The organism is Microbulbifer harenosus, from assembly GCF_005771435.1.
GTDB lineage: Bacteria > Pseudomonadota > Gammaproteobacteria > Pseudomonadales > Cellvibrionaceae > Microbulbifer > Microbulbifer harenosus.
In genome coordinates this window covers 73447-98551 of the sequence record NZ_VANI01000001.1, presented here as the reverse complement: position 1 = coordinate 98551, position 25105 = coordinate 73447, and the positions used below count along the sequence as shown (strand labels likewise).

Annotated in this window: 23 protein-coding genes, 1 tRNA gene and 1 riboswitch; of the genes, 2 read left to right on the top strand and 22 right to left on the bottom strand. The window is 58.9% G+C overall.

The genetic code is table 11. From position 1 onward, the window contains the following. Positions 1 to 99: 99 nt before the first annotated feature. The 8 genes from FDY93_RS00440 to FDY93_RS00405 all read right to left on the bottom strand — a co-directional run bounded on the left by FDY93_RS00440 (position 100) and on the right by FDY93_RS00405 (position 7644). Positions 100 to 600, bottom strand: a complete 501-nt coding sequence (locus FDY93_RS00440) for a molybdenum cofactor biosynthesis protein MoaE (protein WP_138233771.1) — start codon at positions 598 to 600, stop codon at positions 100 to 102. 1 nt (position 601) lies between these two features. Then, positions 602 to 850, bottom strand: coding sequence for a molybdopterin synthase sulfur carrier subunit (moaD, locus tag FDY93_RS00435; protein WP_138233770.1), 249 nt, complete (start codon positions 848 to 850; stop codon positions 602 to 604). After that, the gene (gene moaC / locus FDY93_RS00430; protein WP_138233769.1) at positions 847 to 1338 is read right to left on the bottom strand and encodes a cyclic pyranopterin monophosphate synthase MoaC; all 492 of its coding nucleotides are present in this window, start codon (positions 1336 to 1338) and stop codon (positions 847 to 849) included. The genes moaD and moaC overlap by 4 nt, the downstream gene beginning before the upstream one ends. A gap of 8 nt (positions 1339 to 1346) precedes the next feature. Beyond that, entirely contained in the window at positions 1347 to 1862 is a 516-nt protein-coding gene (gene moaB, locus FDY93_RS00425; protein WP_138233768.1) for a molybdenum cofactor biosynthesis protein B, read from the bottom strand. Positions 1863 to 2147: 285 nt separating this feature from the next. Further along, positions 2148 to 3131 carry a GTP 3',8-cyclase MoaA gene (gene moaA, locus FDY93_RS00420; protein ID WP_220446063.1) on the bottom strand — a complete coding sequence of 328 codons (984 nt, stop codon included), beginning with the start codon at positions 3129 to 3131 and terminating at the stop codon, positions 2148 to 2150. Beyond that, a riboswitch (molybdenum cofactor riboswitch) is annotated at positions 3114 to 3267 on the bottom strand. Its footprint overlaps the gene before it by 18 nt. Positions 3268 to 3435: 168 nt before the next feature. Continuing rightward, complete coding sequence (pyk, locus tag FDY93_RS00415) at positions 3436 to 4911, bottom strand: pyruvate kinase (RefSeq protein ID WP_138233766.1); 1476 nt, start codon at positions 4909 to 4911, stop codon at positions 3436 to 3438. A gap of 16 nt (positions 4912 to 4927) precedes the next feature. After that, positions 4928 to 6244: a glycerate kinase type-2 family protein gene (locus FDY93_RS00410; RefSeq protein WP_138233765.1), complete on the bottom strand. Its 1317-nt coding sequence runs from the start codon at positions 6242 to 6244 to the stop codon at positions 4928 to 4930. An 89-nt stretch (positions 6245 to 6333) separates the two neighbouring features. Beyond that, entirely contained in the window at positions 6334 to 7644 is a 1311-nt protein-coding gene (locus tag FDY93_RS00405; protein WP_138233764.1) for an NCS2 family permease, read from the bottom strand. A 199-nt stretch (positions 7645 to 7843) separates the two neighbouring features. Here FDY93_RS00405 and FDY93_RS00400 point away from each other — a divergent pair, with 199 nt between their 5' ends. Then, positions 7844 to 8569 (top strand): YebC/PmpR family DNA-binding transcriptional regulator, encoded by a 726-nt coding sequence (locus FDY93_RS00400; RefSeq protein WP_138233763.1) that lies wholly within the window; start codon positions 7844 to 7846, stop codon positions 8567 to 8569. 50 nt (positions 8570 to 8619) lie between these two features. On the opposite strand, the gene FDY93_RS00395 is transcribed toward FDY93_RS00400, so the two are convergent. The 12 genes from FDY93_RS00395 to rlmE form a co-directional block, all read right to left on the bottom strand. Next, complete coding sequence (locus tag FDY93_RS00395) at positions 8620 to 9435, bottom strand: metallophosphoesterase (RefSeq protein WP_220446062.1); 816 nt, start codon at positions 9433 to 9435, stop codon at positions 8620 to 8622. 382 nt (positions 9436 to 9817) lie between these two features. Next, positions 9818 to 10090 carry a hypothetical protein gene (locus FDY93_RS00390; protein ID WP_220446061.1) on the bottom strand — a complete coding sequence of 91 codons (273 nt, stop codon included), beginning with the start codon at positions 10088 to 10090 and terminating at the stop codon, positions 9818 to 9820. A 1-nt stretch (position 10091) separates the two neighbouring features. After that, complete coding sequence (locus tag FDY93_RS00385) at positions 10092 to 10655, bottom strand: hypothetical protein (RefSeq protein ID WP_138233761.1); 564 nt, start codon at positions 10653 to 10655, stop codon at positions 10092 to 10094. A gap of 285 nt (positions 10656 to 10940) precedes the next feature. Then, complete coding sequence (locus tag FDY93_RS00380; protein WP_246068398.1) at positions 10941 to 13334, bottom strand: S8 family peptidase; 2394 nt, start codon at positions 13332 to 13334, stop codon at positions 10941 to 10943. A 135-nt stretch (positions 13335 to 13469) separates the two neighbouring features. Beyond that, on the bottom strand, positions 13470 to 14456 hold the full coding sequence (locus tag FDY93_RS00375; RefSeq protein ID WP_138233759.1) for an AAA family ATPase: 987 nt from the start codon (positions 14454 to 14456) through the stop codon (positions 13470 to 13472). A gap of 423 nt (positions 14457 to 14879) precedes the next feature. Further along, a tRNA-Leu gene (locus FDY93_RS00365) sits at positions 14880 to 14964 on the bottom strand. A gap of 35 nt (positions 14965 to 14999) precedes the next feature. Then, positions 15000 to 15446 (bottom strand): preprotein translocase subunit SecG, encoded by a 447-nt coding sequence (gene secG, locus FDY93_RS00360; protein ID WP_138233758.1) that lies wholly within the window; start codon positions 15444 to 15446, stop codon positions 15000 to 15002. A gap of 58 nt (positions 15447 to 15504) precedes the next feature. After that, the gene (gene tpiA / locus FDY93_RS00355) at positions 15505 to 16251 is read right to left on the bottom strand and encodes a triose-phosphate isomerase (RefSeq protein WP_138233757.1); all 747 of its coding nucleotides are present in this window, start codon (positions 16249 to 16251) and stop codon (positions 15505 to 15507) included. 109 nt (positions 16252 to 16360) lie between these two features. Beyond that, positions 16361 to 17707 (bottom strand): phosphoglucosamine mutase, encoded by a 1347-nt coding sequence (gene glmM / locus FDY93_RS00350; RefSeq protein ID WP_138233756.1) that lies wholly within the window; start codon positions 17705 to 17707, stop codon positions 16361 to 16363. Positions 17708 to 17852: 145 nt separating this feature from the next. Continuing rightward, positions 17853 to 18689: a dihydropteroate synthase gene (gene folP, locus FDY93_RS00345; protein ID WP_138233755.1), complete on the bottom strand. Its 837-nt coding sequence runs from the start codon at positions 18687 to 18689 to the stop codon at positions 17853 to 17855. 95 nt (positions 18690 to 18784) lie between these two features. Next, positions 18785 to 20695 carry an ATP-dependent zinc metalloprotease FtsH gene (ftsH, locus tag FDY93_RS00340; protein WP_138233910.1) on the bottom strand — a complete coding sequence of 637 codons (1911 nt, stop codon included), beginning with the start codon at positions 20693 to 20695 and terminating at the stop codon, positions 18785 to 18787. Between the two features lie 226 nt (positions 20696 to 20921). Then, entirely contained in the window at positions 20922 to 21542 is a 621-nt protein-coding gene (gene rlmE / locus FDY93_RS00335) for a 23S rRNA (uridine(2552)-2'-O)-methyltransferase RlmE (RefSeq protein WP_105103419.1), read from the bottom strand. Between the two features lie 220 nt (positions 21543 to 21762). Between rlmE and FDY93_RS00330 the strand changes: the two genes are divergently transcribed. Beyond that, positions 21763 to 22065, top strand: a complete 303-nt coding sequence (locus FDY93_RS00330; RefSeq protein ID WP_138233754.1) for a YhbY family RNA-binding protein — start codon at positions 21763 to 21765, stop codon at positions 22063 to 22065. A gap of 128 nt (positions 22066 to 22193) precedes the next feature. Here FDY93_RS00330 and FDY93_RS00325 read toward each other — a convergent pair whose 3' ends face one another. Continuing rightward, entirely contained in the window at positions 22194 to 22967 is a 774-nt protein-coding gene (locus tag FDY93_RS00325) for a rhamnogalacturonan acetylesterase (protein WP_138233753.1), read from the bottom strand. A 56-nt stretch (positions 22968 to 23023) separates the two neighbouring features. Continuing rightward, positions 23024 to 25015, bottom strand: a complete 1992-nt coding sequence (locus FDY93_RS00320; RefSeq protein ID WP_138233752.1) for a hypothetical protein — start codon at positions 25013 to 25015, stop codon at positions 23024 to 23026. Between the last annotated feature and the right edge of the window lie 90 nt (positions 25016 to 25105).

Below are 25105 nucleotides of genomic sequence, written 5' to 3'. Positions count from 1 at the left end.
GGAACCAAATCAAATTTCGTGCGGATAAATAGCGAGCACTTCAAATATTTCAGGGTCAAGCGCAAAAGCGAGTGCTCACTTCTGGCTGTGGAGAATTCGCTACCATTTTTTCAGGGCATCCTCGTCACTGTGGCGTGCCTGCACCCAGTGACCACTCTCTGCGCCTTGCCCGATCTCCTTTTTCCAGAAAGGTGCACGACTTTTCAGAAAGTCCATGATAAATGCACAGGCATCCAGTGCCGCTTGGCGATGGGCGGAGCTGGTGCCCACAAACACGATCTCCTCTCCAGCCCGCAACTGCCCGAAGCGATGTATCACCCGCACGCGCCCGAGCGGCCAGCGTTGGGCAGCCTGCCGTGCAATGTCAGTAAGCGCCGACTCCGCCATGCCGGGGTAATGCTCCAGCTCGAGTACTGCAACCGAATTGCCCTTACTGTTTTCGACTGGGGAGCCTACGGGCTCTATTGGCGAAAAGTCCCGCACGTTGCCCACAAACATGGCAGTGGCGCCGTCGGCGAAATTTTCGCTGCGCAGAGACCGGTATTCCTCGCCCGGATCGAATCCCTCGGCCTGTACGGAAACGGAAATTATTGCGGCCACCTCAGCCTCCCGTGACCGGCGGAAAGAAGGCGACTTCGTCGCCGTCCTTGACGTCGGCGTGCATGGTGGCGAGCCGCTGGTTCACGGCCACCTGCAATTGTTCGCTAGCAAGAGCGGACTGCCATGCAGCGTCTTTTCCGGCAAGCCGAGTGCGCAATTGGGCGATGCTGGCGATGTCCGCCGCATCCACGTCCAGTGCGTCGCAACCGAGCTGCTCCCGCAGGCCGGCAAAGAACAGTACCTTGATCACGTGTCGGTCTCCGTATTTTCCGGTGTCCAGTGGCCGCGCTTGCCACCGATTTTTTCCTGCAGTTTAGTGGGACCGATGACCATGGCGGGGTCGACGGCTTTGCACATGTCGTAAATGGTGAGTGCAGCTACGCTGGCGGCAGTAAGCGCTTCCATTTCCACCCCGGTGCGGCCGGCGAGGCGGCAGAAGCTGGAAATATTCACGGTGCGGTTTGCTTCATCCAGTTCGAAATCCACCTGCACTTTGGTGAGGGCGAGCGGGTGGCACAGGGGAATGAGATCGGCGGTTTTCTTGGCGGCCTGGATGCCGGCGATGCGTGCGGTGGCGAGCACATCGCCTTTCTTGTTGTTGCCAGCTTGGAGCTGCGCAAAGGCGTCTGCGGACATGGCGACGGCGGATTGGGCGCGCGCGGAGCGGTCGGTGATGTCTTTGTCGGTGACATCGACCATGCTGGCTTCGCCTTTCTGGTTAAGGTGTGTGAGGGTCATGGTGTTGATTACTTAGTCAGATAGCCTACGAAGTTGCAGGGGTTGTGCGAGGCGGTGAGCTGTTCTCTGAGCAGTTTGGTCCAGCCGGTTTTACAAGCGCCGGTGGAGCCGGGGAGGCAGGCGACGAGGGTGCGATTGGCGATGCCGGCGAGGGCTCTGGATTGGATGGTGGAGGAGCCGATTTCTTCATAGCTGATGGAGCGGAACATTTCGCCGAAGCCGTCGATGTGTTTGTCGAGTAGCGGGGCGATGGCTTCGGGGGTGGAGTCGCGGCCGGCGAAGCCGGTGCCGCCGGTGGAGATGATGACGTGAATCTCTGGGTCGGCGATCCAGGCGGAGACTTTGGCGCGCAGGAGATATTTGTCGTCGATGACGATGGCTTTGTCGGCGAGGGTGTGACCGTCCTCCTGCAGGGCTTCTACCAGGTATTTTCCTGAGGTGTCGTTTTCTTCGGTTCTTGTGTCGGACACCGTCAGTATTGCGATATTCAATTTTTGGTTTTTGTCTGTTGGGGCGTGAGACATATTTTGCTCCGTAGCCTTTGGGTGCTCTGTTCTTGGTCAAGTGGCGCGCGGTCATCGGGTGAAAGGTTTCAGGACCGCTGTGAACCCATCCCTGGGCGCTGCGGCGCAAACATCCTGTTTGCGACGCTCCTGAAACCTTTCACCCGACGCCCGCTCTTCAATTCTGATTCTTTTACTTCGTTAGATTTAAGGGGACCTTAAAACTCACCTCACGTCACCCCCGCGAAGGCGGGGGTCCAGTTACCTCGGGGTGAAATAACGTTGTATATGGTTACTCTTAAATAGCTACCCGCCGATTATCGAGAGGTTTTGGGTTCCACCCGTATTTCCCTGTTGCAAATAGTGGCTGACTTCTTTGTTGCCGATCAGTGCTCTCACCTTTTCTGCCAGTGCGTCGGCGTCGCCGGTGCGGATGGTTTCTCTCAGGTCGAGGCCGGTGTCGGAAAACAGGCAGAGATGCAGTTTGCCCTGGGCGGAAACGCGCAGGCGGTTGCAGGTATTGCAGAAGTCTTTGCTGTAGGGGGTGATGAGGCCGATGCGGCCGGCGTAGTCGGGGTGGACGTATTCCCGTGCGGGGCCGGCGTCGAGGGGGCGTGGCAGTAGTTGCCAGCCACTTTCGATGAGCTGTTGTTCGATGTCGGTGCCGCGCAGGTGGTTGCTGGCGAAGTAGTCGCGGTTGTCGCCGGTCTGCATGAGTTCGATGAAGCGGAGGGTGACCGGGGTGGTTTTGAGCCAGGCCAGGAACTGGTGTAGACGGGTGTGCGCACCATCGTTGAGCAGTACGGCGTTTACTTTGGTTGCAATGCCCAGTTCCAGTGCGCGGTCGATGCCGGTGAGGATTTTGGGCAGGCAGTCGTGGCCGGTGATGTGGGCGAATTCTTTCCGGTCGAGGCTGTCGATGCTGATGTTGAGCTGGTCGAGGCCGTTGTGGTGCCAGCGGTCGATGACAGAGGGGAGTTTGTAGCCGTTGCTGGTGACGGCGACGCGCTTTATGCCGGGGGTGGTTTTGGCGCTGTGGATAAGTTCCGGCAGGTCTTTGCGCAGTGAGGGTTCACCGCCGCTTAAGCGCACTTTTCTGGTGCCGAGCTGGGCGAAGGCGCGCATGACGGTGCTGGCTTCGGCGACGCTGAGGTCGGGCTGTTGGTGCCGGGCCTGGTAGCCGTGGGGCAGGCAGTAGTCGCAACGGAAGTTGCAAGCGTCTGTCACGGACAGGCGCAAATAGTAGAAGCGACGGCCGTGGCCGTCTTGCAGTATGTCGTTCTGTTTCATCACCTTTCCAAATGCGGGAGGCCGTTCGGTTTCCCTTGCGACCCTGGCGGGCTGGCGTTGCCGCCCGCGGCCATCCGCGCGTATCCGGGATCGGATCCCGGGACTTAGCGCGGCTGGCTCGGTGTAATTCGACCATTAGCGGCCGGGTTTGGTTTATTCGGTCAGTCTAGCGGTCCTTTGAACAATGTTGGCCTTTGACTGGCATCGGCTGTAGACGGTCATCTATACCGGCTTCGGCCGCTTGCTGCAAATGTTCTCGTGCAGGTTTTCCCTATGCAAAATTTCAGCCATAACGCACCAGGGGTTACTCTACATCCAGGATCTTCAGGGTATTGGTGCCGCCATGGGACTGCATCAGATCGCCCCGGATCAGTATGACCTTGTCGCCACTAGAGACGATGCCGCGGTCTTTCAGCACTTCCAGTGCGCGCAGGTTGAGCTCGCGGTCGCCCTCCCCTTCCCCTGGCACAAACAGTATCGACGTTACTCCGCGGTACAGCGCCATGCGTCGCTGGGCGAGCGGGTCGTGGGCGAGGCCGACGATGGGGAGGCCGGAGCGGATGCGCGAGGCGATGAGGGGGGTGTAGCCGGTCTGGGTCATGCAGGCGATGGCGGTGACGCCCTCCAGGTGATTGGCGGCGTACATGGCGGAGAGCGAGATGGTCTCGTCGATGCGGGTGAAGCCCTGATGCATGCGGTGGCCGGATTCCTGCGCGGAGCGCTCACGCTCGGCACCGAGGCAGAGTCGGTGCATGGCCTGTACCGCTTCCACCGGGAAATTGCCGGCGGCGGTTTCGGCGGACAGCATTACCGCGTCGGTGCCATCCAGCACTGCGTTGGCCACGTCGAACACTTCGGCGCGGGTGGGCAGTGGTGCGGTGATCATGGTCTCCAGCATCTGGGTGGCGGTGATTACCGCGCGGTTGAGCTGGCGCGCGCGCTTGATCATGCGTTTCTGCACGCCGATCAACGCGGCATCGCCGATCTCCACCCCCAGGTCGCCGCGGGCCACCATCACCGCTTCTGACGCGCAGATGATATCGTCCAAAGTCTGTTCGTCCGCCACCGCTTCCGCGCGCTCCACCTTGGCGACGAGGCCGATATGCCGGCCCGCCTCACCCAGCAGTGTGCGCGCCTCCTGCATGTCCGCGGCGTGGCGGGGAAAGGACACGGCGAGGTAGTCCACACCGATCTCCACGGCGGTTTTCAGGTCTGCCCTGTCTTTGTCGGTGAGCGCCGCGGCGGAGAGGCCGCCGCCCTGTTTGTTGATGCCCTTGTTGTTGGAGAGGCGGCCACCCACGGTTACGGTGGTGTGCACCTCGGCGTCGCTGACCGCATCTACCGCTAACACCACGCGGCCGTCGTCCAGCAGCAGCACGTCGCCGGCGGCCACATCTGCCACCAGCTCCTTGTAGTCGCAACCCACGCGCTTTTCGTCGCCCTCGTTGGTATCCAGCGCCATATCCAGCACAAAATTGTCCCCTTCGTGCAGGGTCACGGCATTGTCCTTGAAGCGGGCAATGCGGATCTTGGGGCCCTGCAGGTCACCGAGGGCGGCGACGGTCTTACCCAGGCGCTCGGCAATTTCCCGCACTTTCTGCAGGCGGCTGCGGTGGTCTTCCGCCGTGCCGTGGGAGAAGTTCAGCCGCACCACATCCACACCGGCCTTCAGCATTCGCTCCAATACGCCGGGCTTGTCGCTGGCGGGGCCGAGGGTGGCGACAATCTTGGTACGACGCAGGGGGCTGGCGGTGCGCTGACCGCCGGGCAGTTGAGACATGAACACCTCTTAGATTCTATTTTTCAGGCAGCACCAGAATAGCGCGAAAGTCGTTGACGTTGGTCCTTGTGGGGCCGGTGACGATCAGATTGCCGAGTTCCGCGAAAAAACTGTAGGCGTCGTTGTTGGAAAGATAGTTCTCGGGGCTCAGCCCCTGTGCGCGCGCTTTCTGCCAGTCCTGCGGAGAGAAACATGCGCCGGCATTGTCTTCGGAGCCATCGATGCCGTCGGTATCGATGGCGAGCCCGTAAATACCCGGAGCGCCTTCGAGCGCGCTAAACATTCCAAGCAGGTATTCCACATTGCGCCCGCCTCTGCCATTGCCCGTCACCGTCACACTTGTCTCGCCGCCGGAGAGAATCAGCAGCGGTTGCGCAGCCTGCTGCTGGCTCAGGAGTGCCAGTGCCGCGTGGGAGGCCCCCAGCTCCCGCGCCTCGCCTTCGAGATTGTCGCCCAGCACGCGCACCTCAACGCCCACTGCCGCTGCCACATCGCGCGCGGCCTCGAGCGCATCCGCGGCCTTTGCCAGCATTACCGCCCTGTCACCGGAAAATTCCGCATCCGCCGGATCGGGTGCTGTGTTCGCGGCCTGCAGATGTGCGCGCACTTGCGCGGGAATGTCGATGCCGTAGTGCTCAAGTATCGCCAGCGCGTCTGCCGGGGTTGAGGTATCCGGCAAGGTTGGGCCGGAGGCGATCAGGGTGGGATCGTCGCCGGGCACATCGGAAATCAGGTAAGTGATAACCCGCGCGGGATGTGCGGCGGCGGCGAGACGCCCGCCCTTGATCGCGGAGAGATGGCGGCGCACGGTGTTGATATCGCGAATGGGCGCGCCACTGCGCAGCAGCGCGCGGTTGATGGACTGTTTCTGCGCGAGTGTCAGGCCCGGTGCCGGTAGGCTCATCAGTGCGGAGCCGCCGCCGGAAATGAGCGCGATCACCACGTCTTCCTCACTGAATCCTGCCACCGCATTCAGCATCCTCCGGGCCGCCTGTTCACCCAGTTTGTCTGGCATCGGGTGGGCCGCTTCCAGCACCTCGATATGTGCGCAATGTGCGCCGTGCCCGTAGCGCGTCACCACCAGCCCTTCAATATCCGCGCCGGGATAACACTCTAACCACGCGCGCTCCAGCGCCGCCGCCATCGCCGCACTGGCCTTGCCGGCACCGACCACCAGGGTTCTGCGCCCGGGCTCAGGCAGAGCTGCGGGAACGAGGGCGGGCATCAGGTTGTCCGGGTGCACCGCAGCGACGGCGAGTTCCGCCAGGTTGCACAGCCACTGGTTCAGGCTGGGGACGTCCATATCGGCAGTGAGAGGCGGTAGCGGCTTCATTTTTATGTCTCCCTGGTTGTCGTGCGATTCTGCATTTCCACAACCCTGCAAAAATGGTTCCGCCCTCCGGCACACCTCCACGACGGGCCTTAGAGAAACGCGAACCTGGCGAGAAAAATCGCACTCAGAATATACAGGCTGAGGGAGATCTGCCGGTACTGGCCGGTGAACAGCTTGAGCGCGGTATAGGTCAGGAAGCCCAGCGCGATGCCATTGGCGATGGAAAACGTCAGCGGCATCATGATCATCGTCACCAGCGCGGGGATGGCGTCGGTCAGCTCCTCCCAGTCCACCCTGGCGATCCCGCCCATCATCAGCATCGCCACATAGATCAGTGCGCCGGCGGTGGCATAGGCGGGAATCATCGCCGCCAGCGGTGCAAAGAACACACACAGTACAAACAGCACCCCCACCGTCACCGCCGTCAGCCCGGTGCGCCCACCGGCAGCCACCCCGGCAGCGCTCTCCACAAAGCTCGTCACCGGCGGGCAGCCGAGGAACGCCCCCAGCACGCTGGAGGTACTATCGGCCTTCAGCGCCTGCGGCAGCTTCTCGATGCGCCCATCCGGCTGGATCAGGTCGGCGCGGTGGGCAACGCCCATCAAGGTGCCCGCGGTATCAAAAATATTGATGAACAGGAAGGCGAGCACCACGCTGATCATGCTGAGATCCAGCGCCCCGCGGATATCCATCGCCATCCATGTCGGTGCCAGGCTCGGCGGCGACGACACCAGCCCCTCGTAATGCACAAGACCTATGCCGAAGCCGATGGCGGTGACCACGAGAATACTGATCAGGATGGCGCCAAACACCCGCCAGAAACTGAGCACCCCGATCAATAGAAAACACAGCCCGCCCAGCAGCGGCTCAGGATCGCGGAACGACCCCAGTGTCAGCAGCGTCGCCTCACTGGGCACCACGATACCGGCGGATTTGAGCCCGATCAGCCCCAGAAACAGTCCCACGCCGGCCCCCATGGAATAGCGCAGGCACATGGGGATGCTGTTCATGATCCACTCGCGCACCCGCGACAGGCTCATGAGCACAAACAGCACGCCGGCAATAAACACCGCCCCCAGCGCCACCTGCCAGCTGTAGCCCATCTCCCCGACTACCGTGTAGGCGAAAAAGGCCGTCAGCCCGATGCCCGGTGCCAGCCCCACCGGCCAATTGGCGTAAAAGCCCATCAGGAAACAGGCGATGGCACTGCCTAGGCAGGTGGCGACAAAGATCGCGCCGTGGTCCATCCCCGTACCGGCGAGCATGTTCGGGGTCACAAACACCACGTAAGCCATGGTTACAAACGTGGTCAGCCCCGCCAGCAGCTCGCGGCGCGCCGTGGTGTGATGCGCGCGCAGGGCAAACAGGCGCTCAAAAACAGTGTTCGACAACGATTGCACTGACGACTCCGGCAATAATTTCGGGATTGGAGGGGGCAAGCCCCACCCAATATTGTGGTCAATATCCACAAACCTGCCCAAACCCCGCCGCTCCCGGCCAGCCCTGGCGCACGTAATGGCTTCTCATCCCCCCGGCCCGCCAGTAAAATTGCCGGCTTTCAATAATTCTTACTGATATCCAGCGATACCGGAGCACCCCATGGGCAGAGCCTACCAGAACCGCAAAGAGTCAATGGCCAAGACCTCGAACATGAAAGCCAGGGTCTACAGCCGTTACGGCCGCGAGATTTACATGACCGCGAAGTCTGGAGGCCTGGACCCCAACGGCAACCTAGCCCTGCGCAGCCTCATCGACCGCGCCAAGAAGGACCAGGTCCCCACCCACGTGATCGAAAAGGCCATCGAAAAAGCCAAGGGCGGCGCCGGTGAAGATTTCGCCCGCGCGCGCTACGAAGGCTTCGGCCCCGGCGGCTGCATGGCCATCATCGAATGTCTCACCGACAACCCCAACCGCACCTACGGCGACGTGCGCCAGGCCTTCACCAAGACCAAAACCAAGATCGGAACCGAAGGTTCCGTCAGCCACAGCTTCGATCACCTGGCCATCCTCGTGTTCAAACACGACGACGAAGAAGCCGTGCTGGAAGCACTGATGGAAGCGGATGTGGATGTAACAGACATCGAAAATGAAGACGGCAAACTCTCCGTCTTTGCCCCGCACACCGATTACTTCAAAGCCAAGCAGGCGCTGATTGAAGCTTTTGGTGATATCGACTTTGAAGTGGATGAAATCCAGTTTGTACCGCAAACCTATACCGAGATCAGCGGTGATGACGTCGCGCTGTTTGAGAAGTTTATGAATATGCTGAACGACCTGGAGGATGTACAGGCGGTTTATCACAATGTGGAAAATGCAAATTCATAAGGCGCGCAGACCATTTGCACTTTCGCGGGAAATATCCCGCGGAAGTGCCGCTAATGCGCGCTGATGCACTGGATACTCAATTCCTCGTCCGCTCCCCCGCGGTAAGAATCCAGGAAATAACAATTCCCCAGATTGACGGCCGTTGGCACAAAGGTGTGTCCCATATACACGGCGTCAATTCCCCGAATCTGAAATGGACGAATCAGCGCCGGCTCCGGAGCCAGCAGTCTGGACTTCCGATCCTCAAACGCCCGCTTATCCTCGGACGCCGTTCTATTGCCGGAACCCAGCTCCAATACTTTCTGGTACAGGCGGGTAACCAGGGTTCTCTGCCACATCAGAGGCTGCGCAACGAGGGCCAGGCGCTCATCAGAAAGCGATGCGCCCGCGGACCAGGCCGGGCTGATCTCACCGAGCAGCCTCTTTACCAGCGTCCAGTTACTGTTAGGGACATCCGCGTGCACCAGCCCGACCCGCAGCTGGCCCACTCTGACATCCAGAGCCCAGGGCCACTCCCTCACCTGCTCGACGATCGCCCGCTGCCGGCTCCGCGGCAACGCATAGAACCACGCCCCGCCATTGGCTTGATGTAATTCTACTAAGCCGGGGTCCTCGAAGCCCGCAATCAGCATCGCCTCGTGATTGCCAAGAATGCTGATATAGGTGCGCTGATCAATCATCTCCACAAGACCAGCGCTATCCGGCCCCCGATCCACGATATCACCCACAAAGAAAAGGCGATCAGCGCCGGGGTGGAACTCGAGGGCGTCCAACTGGGCTTGCAGTTGCGCCTTGTGTCCGTGCACATCCCCAACAACAAAATCCCGACCTCGGGAATTGCACTCGACACTCCAATAGGTACTCATCCCTGCCATTCTCAAAATGCTTGATTGCACAAGGGTAGCAAACCAAATGGCGAGCCCCGGGCAACGTCGAGAGTCGATTTGATGCCATCGAGGGAGAAAAATATTCAGATAGATATGAACGCCGCTTTGCTGATGTCGGGCTACCGAAAAGATACGGAAGGTCCAGAAATACAAAAGCCCCGCAATGCGGGGCTTTTGTAAGGATACCGGACTCATGAAAAATCCGGCTTTCAATGTGGTGTCCAGGGCGGGATATGAAACAGACTCTAAGCGATTGATTTACAAGGCCTAAAACTCGCCCGGAAAATCGGTACCCCCACAGGTTGGCTGTACCGCGGGTTCAAGTGACACACCCGATTTATCCACAGATTTCGGCTAAATATCACTCACTTTCGCCGCGTTTAGATCCTTCTCCCTTGTGAACTTTAAAGTGCTCACGGCGCTCTTCAGGAGTGTATTCCTCGATTTCATCGGGAAAGAGCTCCGCATCGCTCTTGTCCAGGCTGCCCGCATCACCGAAGATCGCTCCGCCGGTCTCGAAATCGGCAGGCCGGTGATCATCCCCGAGGATGTCATCCACGTGTCCCTTGGACTTCTTCTTCAGCCACTCCTTGAACTCAGGGGAGTCAATAGGAGGGCGCTTGTGATCGCTCATCTCACAGGTCCCTGTAGCAGAAGTTGCCGCGCTCATTGAAAGCGAAGCCGGGCTTGCTCAAATAGTGATCTTTCACTGCGGTGTTGACCGGATTCATGATTCGGAGCTGAGTCGCACCTATGGCATTGGCGTAGACCATGCCGGCCGCGACACTGATGTCTGTGACCAGACCATCAAGCGGAGTTCCCATTGGGTGAGACTCGATATAGTCAAGCCTCAGCTTTCCGCCGCTCCATGTGGGGCGGCCTATGCTCGCTCCGCTCAGCTCCAGCCCCTTGAACCAGATGGAAAGCTCGAACCGCTTGGGATGGGTGCGGTAGCTCTTTGATACTGCCTCCCAGTCCCAGGCCACTCTCCGCAGGCCGGATCGCTCCCAGCTTTTGAGCTTGCGCTGGGCTTCGAAGGTAAAGCCGTCGATGCCAATGTTTCCTCGAAGGATGGCCTGACCGAGTCTGTTCTTCAAAACCGGCGCCAACTGCTCGTAGGTTACCTCCCGAGAAATCTCGCGGACCTTTTCGAATTTCTCTTTTACTTCTTTGTACGATGGTTTCAACTGACCGGCCACATTCTGTTCCTTTGAATATTGACGAAGCCGACTATTTAAACATCTATCACCGCAGCCCTTGCGAAAACATCTGCCAGAATTGCCACGCCTCCACTACCAGAAAGCGAATACGCAATTTACCCCTTGACTATTCACGCTGGGCCTCCACCACTTGTCCCGAGTCCCAGGACACGGGACAGTCAGAACAAGATATTCCGGAGAATTCAATCCCGACTCCTAATAACTCTCGGCTCCCCATTTCCCTTCGAATTATCGAGGAACACTACAGATGCGATCCTCGGATAATTAAACCGACACCTCTACAACGGCCTCAATTAGGCTCTCAACCGACGTGTAAATATCAATATTTTCATCAGGGGTATCAATACTCACAACGAGGCTATACCGCACCTCATTCTTCCAGCGATCCAGCGCTGTGCGGTACTTCCACCAGCCACCGACCGGGTAAACAGCAATCGTGTGCATATCTGCAAGCGCCGCTGCAGGGCCAATCCAAGTATCGGAATGCAATGAGCCTCTCGAACGAAGGGCAGAACCTAAACCCCATCCGTCGCTGTCGCCCTCGGGGCCGGTATAATCCTCCATCGCTTCGTTTGCCACTTTGTTGATTGAAGCGCGGAAGTTCTCAAGCGATTGACCAGGGCGAATGACGTCGAACCGCAACCCATGAGATGGGTAGGTATACCGGCTTCTATAGCCGCGGCGTCCCGGGTTCGGCTCGATAAAATATGACAGGGTCACACGAAGCTGCACTTCGAGCTCAGGAGGTAATTGTTGTAGCGCATGGATTGGCCACGGTAATTCGTGCAGTCTCATTTCGTTCAGCTTCGGATCCGCTGAAGCCGACGCATTGCTAACTTTAACAAACGGTTGCAATTCACCTTGCGCAAGCAAGGTAAGAGTATGATTCGCGCTATAGCGCGCCCGCTCCAGATTCGGCACCCCGAATCCAAACGTTCGCAGCATGGTCTCTTTCGCGATTTTCGGGCTATGACTTTTATTAAGCAGTCCGAATCGCTCCCGCATCTTGGGGGTCCACTCGGCAGAATGGACAAGTAATGCGCGGATGGACTCAGGCCAAAAATCCGGATACTCCGCCATCAAAATAGCAGCATGCCCCGATACCTGAGCACAAGCTGCGCTTGTATCCGCAGATACTTCGAACAACTGCCCACTACTTCGGCCGGATGTCGTGAGCAGAGAGACGGTGTCAGCATCGGTAACTTCAGTTTTATCTGGCGAGAGCAGTCGATTTCCACCCTCTGCAACCAATTCAGGCTTAAAGGGGGCAAACTTTCTCCACTCCCAATTTACCGAGGAGCGTGAAGCGGGCGCTATATCACCGGAAACCGCCAACGGCGACCAGCCATCGAAATCGGGGTCATCATTTGTGGTACGCTCTGTATAAGCGCCAATCGTCAATGCGTTCCAGGATTGTGCGGGATCCTCTATCTCGGCCAGCTGAACTTGTTCCCAATAATCCAGATTTGCGGCTATAGAACGGTTGTTACCGGCCGAAATCACAAACAATCTCAGCTTTCCATCCTCAAACCCTGCAGAAAACTGGTCGAGCTCTGAGGACCAGGAGGATGGTAGACCACCTATAGAATCAGGCTCGGCAGTTACCGACAGAGAAAAGACCCGGTTAATATCTGGGGCGTCGATTTCCAGCTTTGAGGCTGTCCCTACCGTGATATCCCCGTACAGCTCCGGCTCGTTATTACCGCTTGGAGGCAGAATTCTGGCAGACTCGATGCAGTGATTGAGCTCGATGGTCTCCGTGCTTACCAATGCGGAGTGTAAATCCCCGAAGACCGCAAGCCCTGCCTGCCTGGTTCCATGATCATTGAAACCGAGAACGCCATAAGTATCGAAATGTGGCCAGTCAGGATCCCAGCAATCTGCCCGCTCGCTTGAACAAACCAACTGAATTAACGGGTGATTGTAGTTAACACCGGCATCAAGAATAGTTACCGCTGTGGACACATCTTCGCTGATTTGGACGCGCTCGCTCAGATTAGCAACCCATTCCTGCTGCTCTTTTGGTGATGACTCAACCAACACCGTCGGAGTTTCTTTTGCCCGTCTTAATTCTTGCAGGTTCGAGATCAATTCCGGGGCAGATTTCAGCTGATTGGCAGACGCTCGGATGAGTACCACAACGCTATCAAAAAAGCTGAGCGAGGTATTTCCTAAACAGCCCTCAATGCGCTGCGCCAGTTGGTGCGCGATACCGAGGGGATCCTCCTCTTCCGGCCGCCTTTTTAACCAAAGCTCCCACCAGACAGCTTGTTGCTCGTTTTCCGGAAACAGAGGAATATCATCAGTCCAGAACGAACGGAGATCAGCGAGCTTGACCTCAGATATGCTGCCTATCAGCTTGTGGTTACTGGGCACACCGCTCTTGTTATCTTCCTCTGGATCCAGATACAGCTCCAACTTTTTTTGGAATACATTTCTGCGATTCTCAGGAATAAATACGACGGCCACTTCTCGATTATCGACTTTCCGGCAGGATCTGAGCTTAAAGTCGCGGTTATCTAAGCTCTCCAGCGTTAGTGGGCAGTCAGGCATGCCGATTATCTCGACATAAATTCCGATATCTTCAGTGATTGGCTCAGGCGCAGCCTTTCGCTGGCTGTCATAGCCGCTCTGAATCGCGGCATACTGCTGGGTCAATGCTTGACCGTGAGAGGCTCGGTTTTGGAGTGGGACTTTCGCACCACGCCCCGTACGGCGGGACTGAAAGTCTTCGTTCTGAACAAATCCGTTCAATAATATATGGGGTTTCCTTTCCGCCATTAATTCTTCTACTTATATATTTCCAGATTGCCGACGTTTTATCGCCTTTAGCAGTAATGCCGTAGTAATTCGGGCATCGTGGTGAAGCACCGCGTCTTTGGCGGCATCTTCGCAGGCTCTCGCAACCTCTGCTGAGCTCAGCCCAACAGCAGCTGAAGAAATCTTCGGCCAATCCATTGACTCTGTATCAAATAAATTTAGCCGATTTTCAATAATTTTCCTGACTTGCTCTTCGCCCGGTTTTTCAAACGGAATGATGTCATCAAAGCGGCGATGGAGAGCCTTATCAAGCAATTCCGGGTGGTTGGTTGCCGCAACGATGACGCTTTCAGATGCATCCTGCTCTACAAATAGCAAAAATGAATTCAATACTCGACGGATTTCGCCGACGTCGTTCTGTGCACCGCGCTGCGTACCAATCGCGTCGAACTCATCAAACAAGTAAACCGCGCGAGCTTGCCGGATATGATCAAAGATCAATCTGAGCTTGGCCGCGGTCTCGCCCATAAAACGGGTGATCAGATTATCCAATACAATGGTATACATCGGTAGCCGCAGTTCAGTCGCCAAGACCGCTGCGGACATCGTCTTTCCCGTTCCAGGAGGGCCGGTAAACAGAAGTTTACGCCGGGGCAGGAGACCAAATTTAGCGAGCCGATCCTTTTGACGCTGTTCTAGCAAGACTTGGTTGAGCCGATCCTTGACCTCGGGTGAAAGGACCAACTCACCACTTCTCACTGAAGGATGGGTGAGCTCAAGCAGGCCTTTCAGGTCACCTTTGGGTTGCTGTACCAATGGGGTCGGCTTAACGGAAGAGAGGCTCGACTCTTTCTTCTCACGCTGAGATTTCTCAATCAGAGCTTTTATATCGCTAGCCAGCTTATGATGCCCCTGCCTAGCCTCCTTTGCGGCCACCTGTAGGGCAATAGAATAGAACCGCTGGTCATCATGATCAGCGTGGCTCTTCAATAGCGCCTTTATCTGTTCTGCGGTAGCCATAGTATGTTCACTCCCGTGGAGCGCAATGATAGCGAGGTTTGCCCGCTGAATGAAATTAAGCAACTCTATCGAAGATTAATGCAAAAGTATGACTGAAAATCCGGCTATAGTCACAACACTGCGGCTGCTACCGATACCCGGCCTACCCAATGTGAATCCCCGGCAGCTGCAGCTATGCCTCAAGATCATCCAGAAATTCAGACATCGGATCGACCCCACTCACCAACAAGTGATTCCGAGCTCTGGTACAGGCTACGTATAAGAGGTGTCGTTCGGTATCGTAGACCTCCTCCAGCTCCACCTGATCTGACACGGTCTCGATTCTGGTTTGCTAAGGAATGACTTCGTCATCACAGGCCAAAACGAAAAAGCCCCGCAATGCGGGGCTTTCCGGGTTGCTTCAGACATCTGAAGACTTTGATGTGGTGCCCAGGGCGGGACTTGAACCCGCACGACCGAAGCCACTACCCCCTCAAGATAGCGTGTCTACCAATTCCACCACCTGGGCAAAAACTTTTCAGTTTTTGATTTAAGCCTTGCGGCTTACTGAGGCTGTTCCTCAGTTTTCTGCTCTTCCGCTCCGGCTTCCGGCAGTTCCGCCTGAGGGGCTTCTTCTGCTGCGGGCAGGTCACCTGCCGCCGGGGCTGCATCCTGAACTTCAGGAACATCGCTTTCGATTACTGCCGGTACGTCGTCCTGCTGTTCGCGGGATTCGATCGCCGCCGGAACTTGCGGAACACCGTCCAGATCCGGGGCTTCGTCGCGGCTGGCCAACACTGCCAGACCGAAGCTGGTGGCGAAGAATACAGTGGCCAGAATTGCAGTCAAGCGGGAAAAGAAATTTCCGCTGCCCTGGCTGCCAAAAACGGTCTGGGAAGCACCCGCACCGAAGGAGGCACCCGCTTCCGCACCTTTACCCTGCTGCAGCAAAATCAGGCCGATAATACCCAACGCTGTGAGGATGTGAACCACTAAAACCAGTTTTTCCATTGTCCAGAAAACCTGTTATGGGCATGCGCCCTTGCTCAAAAATTTTCAACCGGTTGCGCTAGTCAGCAGCGCGACAGATCTGGATAAATTCGTTTGCCTCGAGAGAGGCTCCGCCCACCAGGGCGCCGTCGATGTCGTCCATGGCAAACAGTTCAGCAGCATTTGCTGCCTTGACGCTACCCCCGTAGAGGATCTGCGTTTCCGCTCCCGCGTCGCCCAGTTGCTGGCGAATGAACTGGTGCACTTCCTGCGCCTGTTCCGGGGTGGCGGTCTTGCCGGTGCCGATGGCCCAGACGGGCTCGTAGGCCACCACGGCATTGTGCCAGGTACCTGCCAGGCCCAGGTCGATAACAGCCTGAATCTGCCCGGCGATCACGTCCAGTGTTTTGCCCGCCTCGCGCTCCTGCAGCGATTCCCCTACACAGAGGATCGGCGTCAGGCCTGCGCTTTTGGCGGCGGCAAACTTGGCCGCGACCAGCTCGCTGCTTTCGCCATAGAGGCTGCGGCGCTCGGAGTGACCGACGATCACGTAGCGCACGCCGCAATCCAGCAGCATATCTGCAGAGACTTCCCCGGTGAAAGCACCGGCGGGCTGCTCGCTGAGGTTCTGAGCCCCCAGGGCCAGCTGCTCCACATTCTCTGCCGCCACACCCACTACCCCGAGGTAGGGAAAGGGCGGGCAGATAACCACTTCGGCGGAGCACTCGCCGGACTCCAGTCCGCTGTTCAGCTCGGCCAACAGTTGCTCGGCAAACGCTTTGCTACCGTGCATTTTCCAGTTGGCAGCTACCAGTGTTTTTCGCATCGGTGCTCCTCCAAGGGGCGCAAATCTTAGCGGTATTGCCGGGAACATACAACCAGGGTTTCCGGATATTTATTGATTTTTCAATGGCTTCCGGAGTCCGCTGGCCGATTCAGGTATTGCCGACCTGCTCCACCACCTTGGCGATTTCCCCCGCCAGACGTTCCACCAGCGCGGCGTCTTTACCCTCGACCATTACCCGGATCAGGGGCTCGGTGCCGGACGGGCGCAGCAGCACACGGCCGTCGTTGGCGAGGGTGGACTCCGCGTGGGATACAGCGGCCTGCACATCGCCGTGCTCCAGCACGCCGTCGCGACGGGCCAGGCGCACGTTGATCATGTGCTGCGGCAGCATCTGCATCTTCTCGCTGAGCTGGTCGAGGGACTCGCCGAAGTCGCTCACCGCACGCAGTACCTGCAGGGCGGAGATAATGCCGTCGCCGGTGGTAGTCACGTCGGTGCACACGATATGCCCGGAGGATTCACCACCCAGGGACCAGCCGTTTTTGTACATCATTTCCAGCACATAGCGGTCCCCCACCTTGGCGCGGGCGAAGGGGATCTTGCGCTCTTTCAGCGCCAGCTCGAAACCGTAGTTGCTCATCAGGGTGCCGACCACGCCGCTGCAGCCGCCGAGGAACTGCTGGCGATGGATGGCAATGAGGAACAGCAGCTGGTCGCCGTCGATCAGATTGCCGTGGCGGTCCACAAACATGACGCGGTCGCCGTCGCCGTCAAACGCGATACCGAGGTCAGCCCCGCGCTCCATCACTGCTTTCTGCAGCTGCTGGGGCTTGGTGGAGCCACAGTCCAGGTTGATGTTGAGGCCGTCCGGCTGCACACCGATGGCGTGCACCTCGGCACCCAGCTCGCGGAATACCTTGGGGGCGATGTGGTAGGTGGCGCCGTTGGCGCAGTCGAGCACGATGTTGAGCCCCTGCAGGGAGTAGCGCCAGGGCGTACTGGCCTTGCAGAACTCGATATAGCGGCCGACGGCGTCGTCGATGCGCCAGGCCTTGCCGAGGTCGCTGGCGGTTTCCATGGGCAGGTCCAGCGCCGCTTCGATCTCCAGCTCCACTTCGTCCGGCAGCTTGCTGCCGTCGGTGCTGAAGAACTTGATGCCGTTGTCGTGATAGGGGTTGTGGGAGGCGCTGATGACAATCCCCGCCTGGGCGTGGAAGGTGCGGGTGAGATAGGCGATGGCCGGGGTGGGCATGGGGCCCAGCAGGCCGACATCGACGCCGGCGTTGATCAGGCCCGCCTCAAGGGCCGCCTCGAACATGTAGCCGGATACGCGGGTGTCCTTGCCGATCAGGATACGACTGCGGCCCTTGCCCTGGCGATTGGCGCCGAGCACCTTGCCGGCGGCGTAGCCCAGGCGCAGCATGAAATCCGGGGTGATGGCGCCCTCGCCTACCTGGCCGCGGATGCCGTCGGTGCCGAAGTATTTTCTTGTCATCTTGTAACTCTCACATCTAGGTGTCGTATCGGGTGCGCTGTGCTGGGCCCAACCTACGGTCAAATTTCTTTGTTCCCCCTGCAGGCAGGCTCCTACAAGGTCTCACCCTACAAGTGGTTCGCCTGCAGGCAGACTCCTACAGGTCTCAGCTTGCAAGCTGCAGTAATTTCAGCACATCTGCGGTTGCGGCCACGTCGTGGACGCGGATGATATGGGCACCGCGCTGGGCGGACAGCATGGCCAGTGCCAGGCTGCCGGCGAGGCGCTCGTCTACCGCGCGGTCCAGCAGGCGGCCGATCATGGATTTGCGCGACAGTCCCACCAGCAGAGGCTGGTCCGGCGGCGCCAGCTCCGGCAGGCATCGCAGCAGTTCCAGGTTGTGCTGGTCGTTTTTGCCGAAGCCGAAACCGGGGTCGTAGATTACCTTTTCCCGGGCGATGCCCGCAGCCACGCAGGCGGCGAGGCGCTCGTCGAGATATGCTCGCACTTCCCTCACCACATCGCGGTACTCCGGGTTCGCCTGCATGGAGCCGGGCTCGCCCTGCATGTGCATGACACACACCGGCAGACCGGTGGCGGCGGCGGCTTCAAGGGCGCCGTCGCGCGTGAGTGCGCGCACATCGTTGATGATGCCGGCGCCCGCGGCGGCGGATTCTCGCATTACCGAGGGGGTGCTGGTGTCGACGGAGATCACAACATCGAACCGCTGGTGAATCGCTTCTACGGCTGGTACCACGCGATCCAGCTCCTGCTGCTCGGTCACCACCGCGGCGCCCGGGCGGGTGGATTCGCCGCCGATATCCACAATAGTGCCGCCCTCACGGCAGATCTGTTCTGCGCGGTGCAACACCAGATCAAGATCCAGCCCACCATCGGCGTAGTAGCTGCCGCCGTCGGAGAAGGAGTCCGGCGTGGTATTGAGAATACCCATCACCTGGGGACGGGAGAGGTCGAGGGTGTGCTTGCCGCAGTTCAGTTTCATAGAATCGTTATCAGGTCGTAAATACAAAAACGGGCCCGGAGGCCCGTTTTTTGATCGGTGTTTGTTTATTGCACCGGAAAGCGCCAGCTAAACAGTCAGTGGCCGTTGACCGGTCCACCGACTGGGTTTTCGCCTTCATCGGGTTTGGTCTCGGGCTTTTGCACATCGTCGGCGGAACCGCCGCCGGTGTAGTCATTGTCGTGCCAGTCGCGCGGCGGACGCACCTTGCGGCGGGCCATCAGGTCGTTGACCTGTTCGGCATCCAGGGTCTCATACTCCATCAGCGCGTCTTTCATCGCCTCGAGAATATCGCGGTTCTCCTCCAGCAGCTTCTGCGCGCGGGCGTAACAGGTGTCGATGATACGGCGAACTTCCTCGTCGATCTCGTTGGAGGTCTTGCCGGAAATCGGATTGCCGTGGCCGGGCTGGCGACTGTCGTCTTCACCGTAGTGCAGCGGGCCGAGCTTCTCGGACAGGCCCCACTTGGTGACCATATTGCGCGCGATGTCGGTAGCGCGCTCGATATCGTTGGAGGCACCGGTGGTGACACCGTCGATGCCCAAGGTCATTTCTTCCGCAATACGGCCGCCGAACAGGGAGCACAGCTGGGACTCCAGCGCGCGCTTGGACAGGCTGTACTTGTCCTCTTCCGGCAGGAACTGGGTCACGCCCAGCGCGCGGCCGCGGGGGATGATGGTGACCTTGTGCACCGGGTCGTGCTCCGGCACCAGGCGGCCAATGATGGCGTGGCCGGCCTCGTGGTAAGCGGTGTTGGTCTTTTCCTTCTCGTTCATCACCATGGATTTGCGCTCGGCGCCCATCATGATCTTGTCGCGGGCGCGCTCAAACTCGTCCATGGTCACCATGCGCTTGTTGGCGCGGGCGGCGAACAGCGCGGCCTCGTTCACCAGGTTGGCGAGGTCGGCACCGGAAAAGCCGGGGGTGCCGCGGGCAATGGTCTGCGGGTCGACACGCTCATCCAGCGGTACCTTGCGCATATGCACTTTCAGGATCTGTTCGCGGCCGCGGATATCCGGCAGGCCGACAAACACCTGGCGGTCGAAACGGCCCGGGCGCAGCAGCGCGGAGTCGAGCACGTCGGGACGGTTGGTGGCGGCGATGACGATCACGCCCTCGTTGCCTTCGAAGCCGTCCATCTCGACCAAGAGCTGGTTCAGGGTCTGCTCGCGCTCATCGTGACCGCCGCCCACACCGGCACCGCGGTGACGGCCGACGGCGTCGATCTCGTCGATGAAGATGATACACGGGGCCTGTTTCTTGGCCTGCTCAAACATATCGCGCACGCGGGACGCACCCACACCCACGAACATTTCCACGAAGTCGGAACCGGAGATGGAGAAGAATGGCACCTTGGCCTCGCCGGCGATGGCCTTGGCCAACAGGGTTTTACCGGTACCGGGAGGGCCCGCCATCAGCACGCCGCGGGGGATGGCGCCGCCGAGACGCTGGAATTTGGACGGGTCGCGCAGGAACTCCACCAGTTCCTGAACATCTTCTTTCGCCTCATCCACGCCCGCCACATCGGCGAAGGTGGTTTTGATCTGGTCTTCACCTAAAAGACGCGCCTTGCTCTTGCCAAACGCCATGGGGCCGGAGCGGCCACCGGCGCCGCCCTGCATCTGGCGCATGAAAAACATAAACACGGCGATGATGATCAGGATCGGGAAGCTGGCCACCAGCAGCTGCTGCCAGATGCTGGGGGACTCCGGCTCGCGGCCGTTGAACTGCACGCCGCCGCGCACCATTTCATTGGTGAGCTCGTCGTCGATGATCTGCGGCTGGATGGTCTTGAAGCGGCTGCCGTCGGCCTTTTCACCGGTGATCACCAGGCCATCTACCATCACGCTCTTCACCTGGCCGGACTGCACGTCCTGCACAAACTGGGAATAGCTGAGGGATTCGTCCCTGGACTGCGGCTTGAAGTTCTGGAAGACCATCAGCAGCACCGCAGCGATGATCAGCCACAACACCAGATTCTTTGCCATATCGTTCAAAGGGTATGCCCTCTTGCCTTAGCTTCGGCGTTTGCCTCAGCCGGTAATTCCATTCCACCCAGTATAGGCGGCGAAAATCGTAATCCTGTCGCTCCGGTCACCCGGCCGCCACCGGCGGCGGGCAATCGCGGAGATTTGGCGCTTGATCCTTTTACCATACCGGGTCGCCCGCGCCAAAACACCGGCCCGTATCGGCATCCGCGCTTGAAACCGCGAGTCAGCCCTTAAAACCGCGGGCAACTACGTAGACCTCGCGGGAACGCGGACGGGATGCACCGGGTTTGCGGGTGACCACCGTCTGGTACTGACTGCGCAGGTCGCGGATCAGTTCATCAAACCCCTCGCCCTGAAACACCTTCGCCACAAAGGCACCGCCGGGTTTCAGGGTCTGGCGCGCCATATCCACGGCCAGTTCCACCAGATACATGGCAGCGGGCTGGTCTGCCGCGCGTATCCCACTCATATTGGGGGCCATGTCGGAAATCACAAGGTCTGCGCGCTCTTCGCCCAGCTTTTCCAGCAGCTCGTCGAACACCTTTTCCTCGGTGAAGTCCCCCTGCACAAAGTCCACCCCGGCCAGGGCATCCATCGGCAGGATGTCGGAGGCCAGCACCCGGCCCTTGTGACCAACAAGTTCTGCCGCCACCTGGGACCAGCCGCCAGGGGCCGCCCCCAAGTCCACCACCGTCATGCCGGGCTTGAACAGGCGGTCTTTTTCCTGCAGTTCCTGCAGTTTGTAGGACGCCCGCGAGCGGTAGCCGTCCTTCTGGGACTGCTTGACGTAGGGGTCGTTGAAGTGTTCGCGCAGCCAGCGGTGGCTGCTCTTTGATCGGGCCATCAGTTACAATACATCGCTGAAATCCGGGCGCTACCGCAATCAATGCGTGGCAGGCCGGGATCGGGGTTGATAGAGGCGGGCACATGCAACGCTGCTGCTGACCACACTTTCGTATGACAGCAGGCTTTGTTCCTCTACGCTCACATATATAGACAGCGTAGGGAATTGCACTGCCTGCCCACAGCGGCAGCCTCTGCCGCATTTAAGGATGGAGTATTGTATGCCTTTAACCGCCGACCGCAAAAAAGCCTTGCGCACTATCGGTCATAATCTCAAGCCCGTGGTCACGCTTGCCGAGAAAGGCCTGACCGAGGGAGTGGCGGAAGAACTGAATCGCGCCCTCAACGACCACGAGCTGATCAAGGTAAAACTGGCCGTGAACGACCGCGACGCACGCCGTGAGCTGATCGCGGAGCTGTGCCAGCAGAGCGGCGCGGAGCTGGTGCAGGAAATCGGCAAGATCGCGCTGATCTTCCGCAAGGCGGACAAGCCCAACGCCAAGCTGTCCAACCTGCTGCGTTGATCCGCCGGCTTTGACGCCCTCGGGCCGGTTCCCGGAACCGGCCCACTGCCACAACCGCTATCGTCGGCCTCCCCTGCCTCAAGACGCTTCCGACAACTCGGATACATCCTGACCGGCCAGACTGATTCTCAGTATTTCAGCGCCAGATGCTTCGGGTCCGCGTTGCGCAGACGCTTGGCCAGAGGGTGCTCGCGCTTGCGCAGTTCCGCCAGCACCAGTTGCGCCACTTCACGCGCACCGAGGTTGTTCAGGTGAGTATCGTCGCGCACCCCCACCGGGTAATTCGGGTGCAGGTCCGGGGCGATGTGCATAAAGCGCAGCGCGCTGTCCCGGTCGCCCATGGCCTGGAAGTACTCGCGGGTGACCACTTCCATATCGATGAACTCTACTTTTTCCTCAGCAGCCACTTCCCGTACCAGCGGTGCGTAGGGGTGGGTGTGCTTGATTTTGTGCTCACCCTCGAAATAACGGCGGGTGATGGGCGACATCAAGATGGGCTCGGCCTTGGCCTTGCGCACATCGTTGATGAAACGGGACAGGTTGATTTTGTACTGTTCCGGGGTGGTGTAGCGGTCTTTCTTGCTTTCCGACTCGTCGTTGTGACCGAACTGGATGATTACATAATCGCCCGCCTTGAGTTCATCCATGATGCCGGCCCAGCGTCCTTCCTCAATAAAGGTCCGGGTGCTGCGACCGTTCATTGCGCGGTTGTCGACCTTGACGGAATCCTCGAAAAATACCGCGAAAGGTACACCCCAGCCGGTCTCCGGGTAATCCTTGATTTCCTTGATAGCCATGGTTGAGTCGCCGGCCATGAAGACGGTGGTTTCTGAATCCGCCGCGCACGTTGCGCCGGCTGCAAGCAGTGCACTCACAGTGAACAGCTGTTTCAAAATTTTCATAACACCTCTCATCATTGGTCTGTGATTCATTATTCAGTCGAAGTAAACATTGCCGTTCAGAAACGTGTCGGAGGCAGGAAACTACGCGGCAACTCCGTGGGCATAGGGATCGCTCCACTGGGTTGCGGCGCAGCGAAACGCAGCAGGCCGGACTGGCCTTCGCACGCGGGGTTCAGGTTTTGCCCCCAGCCTTCGCCAGAGCAAAGCGCCACCGGAATCAGGGATTGCAGGTGCGCATCCGCACTGGCCCAGGCTTCCGGCAACAGCCACTGCACCGCGGTGCTGGCGCGGGCGCGGATACGCCCGGCACCGATGCGACCGCGTTGGCCCTGGTAAACGACGAAATCATCCGCCGACGTCGGGCTCGTCGGACTGTTGGTGACGGCTACATCGCGCTCGATACCGAAGCGGAGACTCATCATGGTCTCCTCAAACAGCATCGCGGTGTCTTCCCAGGGTGTGACGTAGGCATAGAAGTCGGTTGCGGTATCAGGGAAAAAGAATCCGGCAACATCTTGGGGAGAGTAGGTTCTCTGCTCCAGCGTGGCCGGCTCGCCGCGGTAGCGTACCTCCGCCAGCGCAAAGAGCTGTTCCGACTGCAGTCCGTTCACCGCGCTGACGGATTTGTTGACAACAGATCCGCTCTGAGCCTGATTAAAGAAAATATCCTGGCGGTCCAGGCCGCGGTTTATTTTCGCCTGCGACATCGCATCGTTGGCATGGGCCAGTTCGTGGTACAGCAGGGAGCCCAGATCCGCCTCAAGGTCGCTGAAGGGGCGACTGTTACGATCCGCCGGGTAATAGCTTGCAAAGGCGTAGTTATTGTTTTTTACGTAGCGCCACGGTGTAACAAATCGCAGCTCCGATCCGAATCCACTGCGATAATCCGGCTGCTCGTTGATCACGTCCCGCTCCTCCGGCGTCAGCCAAAGACTCTCCGGATCGAGATAGATGGCACCGGTGAGCGACCAGTAAAACGATGGGCGAATATCGCTGGAAATGACGATGGCCGTGGTCGCACGCAGCAGATTGGCGAAATCCCCATAGGGATCCAATTCCTTCAGGAAACGTTCGAACCGCGCTCCCATCCAGTCGTGCGACACCAGCACGTGATCCATAATCAAGTCCACACTCGGTGCACTGTTTTCCATGCCTATTACCGGCAGCTGGCCGAGCGTACAGAAATTGTCATCCCCTAATTGATTTGAGTAAACGCACGCCGCCAACCGATCGCCATACGGGCTCTGGGCGCGATAGCTGTATACCGGGTTTAGGGGACTAGTCGTTGCGCAGTAATCGCCAGTGCCATCACAAAAGTATTCGCTGGTCACTTCCGGGCGATCCTGCACCACCACGTAAGCGATGTCGGAAAAAGAACCGGTGGTGGTTTCCAGGGTGCCGCGGAATGTCAGCACCTGATCACCGGTGACTTTGGGCGCGGTGACAAATAGTATCGGTTGACCGGAGTCGTCTTCATTCAGCGAGGCCCGAGGGCCGGAAATCTGTTCGAAACCCCAAGAGGTGACTTCACCGGAGTAGTTGCTTGCATTTAGGCGCAGAGAAAATTCTGCACCTTCACTCACCGCGCGGTCCGCTCTGAGTTGCACACTAGAACCTGAACTTCCCGCATCCACATTGATATCAAAAGTATCTACCAGGTCCTCACCTGTAGGACTGCTGGCGGTCAGGCGAAAACGGTATGAGCCTCGGAAGGGAGCATCAAAACTGATACCCGCGGTGCCGTTACCTGCGAGGTTGCCGAGCGCGGGGCCAGACAGCTGCTCCCATCGAAAACGGTTGTAACCCAGCTCAGAAACACTCGCCACCACACCTACCGAGTCGCCCACTTCGGCGCTGGTGTCGCCACTCAGAACAAGTACCGCGGGCGCCGGGACGATCGGCGGTTGATTGTTGTCGCCGCTGCTGCCGGAGCCGCCACCGGATCCCCCACCGCCACAGGCGGAAAGCACCGCCATCAGAGCGGCAACCAGGGAACCACGCAGGGTCTGTTTCAGAGAATCGGGGAAAAAATGCGTTTCAGCCGGCATAGGGAAATCTTTTTATTGTCGGGTCGTTTTGTGGTTGTTAGACAGGCGCCATAGGTTACCACCGGCCTGACCAATGATCGAGACCGGTGA